A 9,936-nucleotide genomic window follows, 5' to 3' on the forward strand; every position below is an offset into this window, starting at 1 on the left:
GGAAAAGTAAAAGGATTAATATGCGGCTACGCGGCTGAAGCTAACGCTTCCCCGGGAATTTACAGAATAAGTAGCTAAATTCTTTCTTCCATAACTATCATAAATCGTACCCACAATCTCACTATCAGGGTACTGTCCTTGGATTTCATCATAAATTTTCTCCATCAACCTTCTAACTTCACTATCAGACAGATTGTCCCATTTTGCTTTATACCTATGATAGTCCATGTTTACCTTGAAATCTGTATTCCTCTCATCACCGGACAGTTGAATGTCTAAATCAATATCAGACCAGTAATCATTGTAGTCGCTTGCAATTTGTGTCTCTATATCATTAATATTCTTAGCATTATCATTAACCCGTACGTTTCCTCTCGAATCAATATCGAAGCTTAGCAATTCCCGCGATCCATCCTTTATATAGCCTTCAACATCCGCATCCTCATATTCGTTTTGGATATCATCCACAATGTCCTGAAGGTAAGACTTTTTATCATTCGAGGAAAGACGGTTCCAGTCGCTTTTTTCACGGTCAAGGTCAACATCAATGTTTACCCGTACGCTGTTCTTGCTTCCGCTCAGGGAAATATCAAATTGTGCATTTTTGTAATCCTTATATCTGTCGATTAATTTATCTTCTATATCGTTTAGATTTGTCTCTTTCTTCTTGTCCAGGTCTGCAATTTTCTTCTCCAGGTCTGCGATTTTGTTGTCTTTTGCCCTTAAATCTGCTTCTTTTTGGGACAATTGGCTATCTTTTTGTGTCATCTGCCCCTGTAAAGTAGATAGATACGTTTCCTTTTGTGATAGTTGATCCTGTAAAGCAGCCACATTTGTATCCGGCTTATCTGTTACTGTTACTGCGCGCGTTTTTGGATCGATGTCTACATTTTTATTAAACAGGCTCGACAGCATGTTTACCGGTATGTAGGGCATGTTGTTAATCAGGACAGGTTTTAAAACCGTGTTTACCGCCTGGCCGTTGTAAACCATCTTTACGCTCGATTGTGTAGTAGAAGGTTTTTTGTAAGACTGGGAAGTGGCTGGTTTGGGAGCCGGCTTTTTCGTTTTGGAAGTTGCCGCATAAGTGGCGGGGACCAGGGTCGATGCAGCCAGTAGTGTAGTGGCAAGTAAAAGTAAAGGTTTCTGCTTGTTCATTTTTTCCTCCGTCTGCTTTATAAGTTAATTGGTGTTCTACAGTTACAGACGTACAAGTATGACCAATTGGTACAGGATATGGAAGTTAAATGTGTCTATCTTGTGAACAAGGAAGTGAAAACGCAAAAAATGCACTTGCTATTTTGTGAAAAATGTAGGAGTATTTATGTAATAGGGTTCATGTCTTTATAACTACAAAGCTTCGATAACGGCATACTTATTGAAAGATAAGGACGCAAAGCCACGGGTCTAAGGTTTCTCTAACTATGACAGCCGGGTTACCGAAAATGCTCATCATGCAGACGAACCGGAACTAAGTGAGTATTGCTCGGCGGCTATGGGAAAATAGCCGTCTTTTTAGTAGATAAGAAAGTATAACTTTCTTATCTACATAAGGGTAACTAAGGCCATCGCCGGCGCCAGTGGCTTGGCGCTAGCCAAGTTTTCTTTATCGTATAAAAAAGTATATGTTGCTTTAAAGTGCTAAAGGGAATTACTATCATGGGACCGTGCGGTCCCAAAGTCAAAGAAAAACATCGCGGGCGATGACGGGTCTTTTCTTTCCCCCTGTGGAGCGTGTCGAACATAGGGCGAAAAAGACCGGCAATTGTCTCCATCATTGAGCTACCCAGATGTTTTGCCGGTCCGCCCGGCGTGAGACTAAGCGGCCGTTCAGCTGCCGGAAGGGGAAAGGACGAGCGGCATGCCCGCGATGTTTTTCTTATGTATTATGCAGGGAGGCAGAATATGAGGATTATCCATATTTCAGAATATAAACAGGATACGATGGAATTGGCAAAGCCGGTGTACGACGGAAAACGGAGGATTCTTCTGGCTGCCGGACGATCCATTCATCCGATGTATATAGATAGGCTTAAAGCAATGAAAATCTCCAGCCTCATCGTTGAGGATGTCGAATCCACTGGGATTACGCTGGAAGAAATGATGGACATGCCTACCTGGATGGACGCCATCGAGGGCGTGCAGCAGGTGTTTGAAGGTGTCGCTTCTAACAAGCCGTTCCCGGTAGCTGTGCTGCAAAAAGCAGTGAGAAAGCTCGTAATGGAAGTGAAAAGCCGGCGTATCATTGTTTTGTTTCCGTCTTCCTCGCTGCCTGAGGAACTGTTTGAATATGCCCACGCCGTAAATGTGGCGCTGCTCTCATTGCAAATCGGAAAGCAGATGCAGTACAACGATCTCCAGCTGCATGACCTGGCGGTAGGATGCCTGCTCCATGACATCGGCAAATTGAGTGCCGGAGACGAAAAGGGCCACCCTGAGGCTGGCTTTGCCACGCTGCGCAAGGTTCGGGAAGTGAACTTAGTGTCTGCACACGTTGCCTACCAGCACCATGAAACACTCGATGGAAAAGGCTATCCGCGCGGAATCGCCGGGAAGGATTTTCTGGAGTTTGCCCAGGTGTGCGGTGTAGCGAATTTGTTTGAAAATCTTGTTTCCAGGGACAACGTTCCTCCACATGAAGCGGTCGAGAGGTTGATGGCGATGAGCGGGGTTGCTTACCTGCCTTCTATTATCGACGCTTTTGTAAGGAACGTACCGTCGTACCCGCCGGGAACAAAGATTAAGCTGCGGGATGGGGAAGCTGCGATTGTGACCCGGATTCATACGCATATGCAGCGGCCGGTCATTCGTCTTCTTTCAACAAATGAAGAGATTTCTCTCGCCGATCACCCGACCGTGATCGTTGAGGGTGTTTTTCAAGCCTGATCAAATTTCGATCAGGTTTTTTGTCGTTAAAGAAAGTATATGTTGCTTTAAAGTGTTAAAGGCAGTTTTTTATCATGGGACCGTGCGGTCCCAAAGTCAAAGAAAAACATCGCGGGCGATGACGGCTCTTTTCTTTCCCCCTGTGGAGCGCGCCTGCCATAGGGCGAAAAAGACCGGCAATTGTCTCCAACACCTAAGTTACCCAGATGTTTTGCCGGTCCGCCCGGCGTGAGACTAAGCGGCCGTCCAACTTCCAGAAGGGGAAAGGACGAGCGGCATGCCCGCGATGTTTTTCTTATTTGCAACATTTGGATTACAATAAAAAAGACCCGGCGATTTTACCGGGTCATCAAAATTAATTCTATCATCTAGTTTTCGCGGCGCTCCAGTTGTTCCAGGCGCGAGTTAATTTCTAAAATCTCTCGTTCCGTTCGCCCGGCACGCATATCAGAAATATCACGATCCCGCTGGTGCTCCCGACGGATAACGGCCAATTCTCCATGCAATTTATGGACGTCAAGCGAAATTCCTTCCACCTCTGCTTTTAGTTCCTCCTGGCCATCACGTAGGGCACGAACGATTTGATTTGTTTCATTCAACTGTTCTTTCATGCTCTGCTGCTCTTCTTTCACGCCCTGCAAGTCTTCTTTCACGCCTTGTAAATCTACTTTCATGCCTTGTAAATCTACTTTCATGCCTTGTAAATCTTCTCTAAAGCCTCGCAAATCTTCTTTCATGCTTTGCTGCTCGCTTCTAAAGTCTTTTAGTTCCCCTAGTATTTGTTGCAGGAGTTTATCACTCATTGTCCGGCCCCCGGTCTTTTTCATTTCTTTAATTGTATCACGGAAACGACAGCATAGCGTTCCTTTTATGTGACAAAAAGGCAAAGATATCCATTTATAAGTTTTAAACATGAATCCCCGGATCCTCACATAGCTTAAAGTAGATACCGCGTTGCTATGTCAACATATCAACATAGCAACATAGCAAAAGAAAGGTGATGCCATGAGCAGGGTTGATCATTCCAGCCATCTCCCTTTATACATCCAACTCATCCAGCATTTATCCGAGGAAATTGAAAAAGGGACGTACAAGGAGGAAGAAAGAATCCCTCCTGAAAGAGCGCTTGCGGCACAGTTTGGAGTCAGCAGAATTACCGTAACCTCCGCTATTCAGAAAATGGTGCAGGAAGGAACCTTATACCGGATCCAGGGCAAAGGAACCTTCGTGGCGGCAAAAAAGCAAATGGAGCATCCACTATCTGTCTTAAAGAGCTTCTCAGACGATATGGTTAACCAGGGGTATACACCAGGGAATTTACTGATTGAATGCAGCCTCATAATCCCGCCGGAGAGGGTGAAAAACGGTCTCAAACTCTCCCAGGAAGAAAAGACATGGAAAATTAAGCGCGTCAGATATGCGGACAGCGAGCCGATGGCCATTCAAACTGCTTACATTCCAGAGAGGCTGTGCCCGAGCCTGGATGCTCAAACCATTCAAAAAGGTTCACTCTATCAAATTCTCCAACAGGAATACAGCATGAAGATGGACGAGGCCGAAGAAACGTACCGGGTTGTGTACATCCGGAAAGAAGAAGAGGCGGCTTTACTGAATGTACCGATTGAAAGCGCCGCGCTATCCTGTACCCGCATCTCTTTTCTGGACACAAAAGAAAGATTTGAATTCACAGAGTCGATATTGCGCGGGGACAGGTACGTGCTTTCGGTCAGAATGAAGGCGTAACGTTAACTAATGGGAGGCGTTGTTATGTCAGCAAATGTTTATTTTAAAGAAGCAGCGAACTTAATTGAACGGATTGGCGGGCAGGAAGAGGCCATTAAAACAGCGGCCGAAAAATGCGCCGAGTCGATAGGCAGTGGGAACTGGGTCCGCATGTTCGGCAGCGGCCATTCGGTCATTCCCTTAATGGACTGCTTCCCCCGGTACGGAGGGTATGTGGGCTGGGCGCCCATCATGGACCCGCGCCTGATGTGGACAACGGTCAGCGGATTTGGCGGCGCTGAAGAACTACTCTGGCTGGAGCGCCAGGAAGGGTATGCCGAGGTATTCCTGCGGCATAACGTGTGGAGCAAGGATGATGTATGCATTGTATTTTCCCACGGGGGCCAGAATGCCGCTCCTGTCGAGGTAGCGGAAGCAGCCAAACGCGACGGCCTGTATGTCATCGCGGTAACGAGCATGGAAAACCATAAAAATCGCCCGGCCTCCCATTCCTCCGGCAAAAAAATCGGCGACATTGCTGACTTAGTCATTGATAATTGTGTGCCGCCAGAAGATGCCGTTGTACCGATTCCCAGGGTCATTGGGAACGTAGCCGGAACTTCCACCGTGGCGGTAACCATTCTGATTCAGGCACTCGTAGCGGAAACCGCCCTTGTATTATCGGAGCAGGGATATGCCGTAAAACCTTTTGCCTCCCCGAATGTGCTTGGGATTAAGCCAGGGCACAATGAGGAAGTTTACGTTCAGTTCCGCGAGCGTGTCCGTAAAACAGACAGTAAATTCAAGGTTCCGTTACCTGACAGGAACTAAAGAATAAAAAAGAGGGGGCGTGCGGAATGAGGAAGTGGACAGTGATGTTTTTGGTTTTCTTGCTTGCTTTAACGGGATGCTCGGGGAAAAGCGTGCAAAACTCGGAAGGAAAAGCAACAAAAGCGACGGAAGAGAAGACGATCAAGATTCTGACGCACTGGGATGCCAATAACTCCAAAGCATTCGACAGTCTCATTGCAGAATACGAAGCAGCGAATCCTGGAGTGAAAATCAAGCTGCAAACGGTTCCGTTTGCCGAGCTTTTAAAGAAGATTACGTCCTCTAAACTCTCAAATGACGGCCCGGATATTTACCATATTTATAGCGCATGGCTGCCTGAACTCGCCAGAAGCAAAGCCATACAGACGGCCCCTGAAAATATCACGGCCGATATTAAGCAAGGATACGGCGAGAACATTAAGAACTCGGTAAGCATCGAGGGGAATGTTTACGGCTACCCGACAGAGTTAACCGCTTATGCTTTGAATTACAACAAACGGCTTTTCACGGAAGCCGGCATTGCCCAGCCGCCGAAGGATTGGAATGAACTTGTAGCAGACGCGAAAAAGTTGACGAAAACAGAAAACGGAAAAATCACGCAGCAGGGATTTGGCGTCATTACCGGCTGGGACTCCGGTGTTGTTCATCCATGGCTGGCGCTGCTTCAGTCGAACGGGGGAGAGCTGTTGAACGCGGATAATGCCAAAGCGGCTTTTAACAGCCCGCAGGGTAAAGAAGCCATTGATTTATACAAAAGCCTCCTTGACGCGAACGCGCTCAATCCGGAAATGAGCCAATCAAATGCCAGCACGACCGGGGGGTACCAGAATAACTTTGAACTCGAGAAAACAGCCATGATTATTATGGCGAACTGGTGGAAGGGCGACCTGGAAGCCACAATGAAAGACAAATACAAAAACGTTGCTACAGCCCCTATTCCGGTCGGTCCTTCAGGAACGAAGCCGATCTCCGTCTTCTACTCCTGGCTCTATTCTGTGAACGCCAAGGGCAACAATCAGGAGGAAGCCTGGAAGTTTCTTCACTGGCTAAATACAGCAAAAGCGGAGGGACAGTCTTCCCGCCAGGGAGATTGGCTCATCAACCAGGGCATTCTCCCGAGCAGAACGGATGATCAGAAAGCCCATAAAGATAAACTGGACGATCCATTCATTAAAACGTATGTCGACCTGCTTAAGGATGCCAAGCCATTCCCGAATGTTATGAATGGAGCCGAAATTACCGCCGCGCTCCAGAAACAAATCGAAGGCGTTGTCTTTGGGCAGAGCGCCCCTGCAGATGCGCTGAAGAACGCGGAGAGCCAGATTAACAATTTACTAAACAAATAACCGCTTTATGCAGAGGGGGAGGTTTCTCCCCCTCTTTTAAATCATCGTAAAGGGGTGAGAACGTGAGTAGAGCAGCTTTTCTGTTTCTGGCACCGTCCCTTCTATTCTTCAGCATTTTCTTTCTGTTCCCTCTGTGCTTTACGCTCTACCTGAGCTTTCATGAATGGGATATGCTAGGCTCCGTTACGGAAGCTGTGAACGTTGGATTTAAAAACTACGTCCAGCTTATGGGGGATGGACGCTTTAAAACGACTCTGTTCAATACGTTTCTTTTTGTGGGCGCGAACCTGCTGTTTATGCCGGCGCTTTCACTCGGCGTCGCCATGCTTCTGAATGCTGTAAAATTCGGTGCGAAATTCTGGAGGCTGCTCTTTTTCCTCCCTGTTGTGACCTCGGTTGTGGCCATGTCTCTAGTGTGGCAGTACATGCTGGATCCGACCTACGGGCCTGTTAACGAGATCTTGAAATTCCTGGGCCTTCCGCCGCAGGGCTGGATTATGAGCAAAGAACAATCGCTGCTTTCTGTCATTCTTTTTATGCTGTGGCAGGGAATCGGCTATTACGCCATCATTTATCTGGCCGGGCTGCAGGGGATTTCAGAAGAATATTATGAAGCGGCAAAGCTGGATGGAGCGTCGGAATGGCACAAGTTCAGGTACATTACCCTCCCACTGCTCCGGCCTACTTCGTTGTTTGTGTTGATTATGGTTGCGATTAACTCCTTCCAGGTATTTACCCAGGTGTTTGTTTTAACGAATGGCGGCCCGGTCGATTCCAGTAACGTGCTGGGCCTGTATATTTACCAGACGGCTTTTGAGTTCCTGGATATGGGCAAGGCCTCGGCGATGGCGGTCATTCTCTTCATCATGGTCATTGTGATTTCACTGGCCCAGCTGAAAAGCATGGGCAAAGAAAATACAGAGTAGGAGGAGATGCTTGTGAAAGGAATCTTAAAACAAACCGCCATCTGCGTCCCGCTTGCCATCCTCGGGTTTTTTATGGCGTTTCCTTTTCTATGGATGGTCATTTCGTCGTTAAAAACACCGGATGAAATTATATCTGTCCCGATTACGTGGATTCCCAAAAATCCGCAGTGGCACAACTTTATTGACATCTGGTCGGCGGTGCCGATGAAGGAAATGTACATGAACAGCTTATTCGTGACCATTGTGATTACCCTTTGCATTCTGCTGACAAGCTCGATGGGCGGGTTCGCTCTCGCAAAATACAAGTTCAAGGGCCGGGAATTCCTGTTTATTCTCATCCTTTCCACGATGATGATCCCGTTTTTTGTCTTATTAATCCCCCTGTTCTTCATTATAAAAAGCATGGGGTTAAGCGATTCTTATCTCGGGTTGATCCTGCCTAACATCGTAACGGGGTTCGGAATTTTCCTCATGCGGCAGTTTACGTTGTCTATTCCTGACGAGATGCTCCAGGCCGCCCGCATCGACGGGGCTTCGGAATGGAGAATTTACTGGCAGATTATCCTTCCTTTGCAAAAACAAGCCCTCGCAGCCCTCGGTATTTTTGCTTTCGTGTACCAGTGGGATAATTTCTTATGGCCGCTTGTCGTCATTAACGATGAATCACTCTATACCCTACCGCTTGGACTCAATACGCTGCGCAACGCCTACAGTTCACAGGAACAGATGAATATGCTGATGACAGGCTCAACCCTCGCTGTTATCCCTTCATTAATTGTGTTCACCCTGCTGCAGCGCCACTTTGTGAAGGGGATTACGATAACAGGGCTGAAAGGATAAGGCGAATGGAACAGTGGGGAATTGGAATCGACGTCGGCGGAACGAAGATGTGGGGTGTTTTAGGAGATAGCGAGGGGAAGATACTGGCTGAACATAAGCTAGAGACGCCGGCAGCGAGGGGAGCTTTTCTTCGTCAGATAAATTCGCTTGTGCATAGGCTGCTGGGGGAGGCGGGAATTTCGGAGAAGGATGTTGCAGGCATCGGTGTTGGGCTTCCCGGGAGGGTTGCCGGCAAAAAAGGGAGAGTGGAGTGGGTACCGAATCTGCCTGATTTAAATGGACTGCCCCTGGCAGACATGCTGGGGAGAAAGTGGGGTACGGACGTTTATTTACAAAACGATGGCCAGCTTGCTCTGGCGGGGGAGCACTGGAAGGGAGCGGCACAGGGCTGTATGAGTGCCGTCATGCTTACGATCGGAACAGGCATCGGAGGAGCCATTCTCGTGGACGGGAAAATATGGACGGGTTTCCGGGAAACTGCCGGGTCAATGGGCTGGCTTACAATGGACATGAGCGACCGGGGGGATGCGGAGCTCGGCTGGTTCGAGAGAATGGCGTCCGGCACAGCGATTACTAATCGGGCGAAAACGCTATCTCCCCCTTTAAACAGCGTCCAGCTGTTTGAGGCTGCAGGTGAAAGGATGGAAGCGAAGAAAATGGTTGAAGCAGTTGGGCACTGCCTTGGAACCGGAATCGCCAACCTTGCCAGCATTCTGGATCCGGAGATTGTTATTGTGGGAGGGGGCGTGTCCCAGCAGCTTTCTTGTTTTAAGGATTCAATCGAAGAGGCGATGAAGCGGTATGCTTCTCCGGCTACCCGCAGCACGCCGGTCGTTCCGGCCCAGCTGGGAAACCGGGCGGGAGTGCTTGGAGCCCTCCGGCTTGTCTTTTGACAAATCAATTGGAAGATCTTTTACGAGAATTTGTAAAAGAAAAGCTTGAACTTATTATGCGGGAAGAACTCACGAACTTCCTGCAGGTAGAACACCCCGATCTTTCAGACAGTAGAAACGGTTATTATAAGCGTTCCCTGGACACACGCTACGGAAAGATTGAGAACCTTTCGGTTCCCCGCGACCGAGAGGGCGCGTTTCAAACCGGGCTTTTTGCTCCGTATCAACGCCGGGATGGCTGGTTGGAGGAAGCCATTATTAAGATGTATCAGAGCGGGATGAGCACAAGAGAAGTGGGCAAATTCATCGAGCGTATGGTGGGCTCCTCTTACTCTCCAGCCACGATTAGCAACATTACAGACGCCACGGTCGAAGATATTGAGAAGTGGCAGAAGCGCCCTCTGGCCAAGCGTTATTCGGTCCTCTATCTGGACGGGCTTTACATCCGCCTTCGCCGGGATACCGTAGGTAAGGAAGTCATTTACCTTGTTC

General features: G+C 48.1%; 10 protein-coding genes and 1 riboswitch. Of the genes, 8 read left to right on the forward strand and 2 right to left on the reverse strand.

The annotated features are described in order from the left end of the window. Positions 1–15 precede the first annotated feature (15 nt). Positions 16–1,158, reverse strand: coding sequence for a stalk domain-containing protein (locus MBEAL2_RS03490; protein WP_047150920.1), 1,143 nt, complete (start codon positions 1,156–1,158; stop codon positions 16–18). Between the two features lie 200 nt (positions 1,159–1,358). Beyond that, positions 1,359–1,444, forward strand: a riboswitch (cyclic di-GMP riboswitch). A 290-nt stretch (positions 1,445–1,734) separates the two neighbouring features. On the opposite strand from MBEAL2_RS03490, the gene MBEAL2_RS03495 reads away from it, so the two are divergent. Next, complete coding sequence (locus MBEAL2_RS03495; RefSeq protein WP_369405462.1) at positions 1,735–2,886, forward strand: HD-GYP domain-containing protein; 1,152 nt, start codon at positions 1,735–1,737, stop codon at positions 2,884–2,886. Positions 2,887–3,254: 368 nt separating this feature from the next. Here MBEAL2_RS03495 and MBEAL2_RS28845 read toward each other — a convergent pair whose 3' ends face one another. Beyond that, the gene (locus tag MBEAL2_RS28845; protein ID WP_052947412.1) at positions 3,255–3,689 is read right to left on the reverse strand and encodes a hypothetical protein; all 435 of its coding nucleotides are present in this window, start codon (positions 3,687–3,689) and stop codon (positions 3,255–3,257) included. Positions 3,690–3,891: 202 nt separating this feature from the next. Between MBEAL2_RS28845 and MBEAL2_RS03505 the strand changes: the two genes are divergently transcribed. The 7 genes from MBEAL2_RS03505 to MBEAL2_RS03535 all read left to right on the forward strand — a co-directional run. After that, positions 3,892–4,629 carry a GntR family transcriptional regulator gene (locus MBEAL2_RS03505; RefSeq protein ID WP_047150922.1) on the forward strand — a complete coding sequence of 246 codons (738 nt, stop codon included), beginning with the start codon at positions 3,892–3,894 and terminating at the stop codon, positions 4,627–4,629. A gap of 24 nt (positions 4,630–4,653) precedes the next feature. Continuing rightward, positions 4,654–5,439: a sugar isomerase domain-containing protein gene (locus tag MBEAL2_RS03510; RefSeq protein ID WP_047150923.1), complete on the forward strand. Its 786-nt coding sequence runs from the start codon at positions 4,654–4,656 to the stop codon at positions 5,437–5,439. A 26-nt stretch (positions 5,440–5,465) separates the two neighbouring features. After that, positions 5,466–6,785, forward strand: a complete 1,320-nt coding sequence (locus tag MBEAL2_RS03515) for an ABC transporter substrate-binding protein (protein WP_052947413.1) — start codon at positions 5,466–5,468, stop codon at positions 6,783–6,785. A 62-nt stretch (positions 6,786–6,847) separates the two neighbouring features. Continuing rightward, positions 6,848–7,711: a carbohydrate ABC transporter permease gene (locus MBEAL2_RS03520; protein WP_047150924.1), complete on the forward strand. Its 864-nt coding sequence runs from the start codon at positions 6,848–6,850 to the stop codon at positions 7,709–7,711. 12 nt (positions 7,712–7,723) lie between these two features. Then, positions 7,724–8,551: a carbohydrate ABC transporter permease gene (locus tag MBEAL2_RS03525; protein WP_201780797.1), complete on the forward strand. Its 828-nt coding sequence runs from the start codon at positions 7,724–7,726 to the stop codon at positions 8,549–8,551. A 5-nt stretch (positions 8,552–8,556) separates the two neighbouring features. Beyond that, the gene (locus MBEAL2_RS03530) at positions 8,557–9,444 is read left to right on the forward strand and encodes an ROK family protein (RefSeq protein WP_047150926.1); all 888 of its coding nucleotides are present in this window, start codon (positions 8,557–8,559) and stop codon (positions 9,442–9,444) included. Continuing rightward, positions 9,441–9,936, forward strand: a 496-nt coding sequence (locus tag MBEAL2_RS03535) for an IS256 family transposase (protein WP_047150927.1), incomplete at its 3' end; no start/stop codon positions are given. The genes MBEAL2_RS03530 and MBEAL2_RS03535, both read left to right, overlap by 4 nt.

The sequence above is a fragment of the Aneurinibacillus tyrosinisolvens genome (assembly GCF_001015055.1).
GTDB classification, from domain to species: Bacteria; Bacillota; Bacilli; order Aneurinibacillales; family Aneurinibacillaceae; genus Aneurinibacillus_A; species Aneurinibacillus_A tyrosinisolvens.

Bases quoted from the DNA above. Each gene is read 5' to 3' on its own strand.
- MBEAL2_RS03505 (WP_047150922.1), top strand. From the start codon at position 3,892: ATGAGCAGGGTTGATCATTCCAGCCATCTCCCTTTATACATCCAACTC.
- MBEAL2_RS03515 (WP_052947413.1), top strand. From the start codon at position 5,466: ATGAGGAAGTGGACAGTGATGTTTTTGGTTTTCTTGCTTGCTTTAACG.
- MBEAL2_RS03530 (WP_047150926.1), top strand. From the start codon at position 8,557: ATGGAACAGTGGGGAATTGGAATCGACGTCGGCGGAACGAAGATGTGG.
- MBEAL2_RS28845 (WP_052947412.1), bottom strand. From the start codon at position 3,689: ATGAGTGATAAACTCCTGCAACAAATACTAGGGGAACTAAAAGACTTT.
- MBEAL2_RS03510 (WP_047150923.1), top strand. From the start codon at position 4,654: ATGTCAGCAAATGTTTATTTTAAAGAAGCAGCGAACTTAATTGAACGG.
- MBEAL2_RS03490 (WP_047150920.1), bottom strand. From the start codon at position 1,158: ATGAACAAGCAGAAACCTTTACTTTTACTTGCCACTACACTACTGGCT.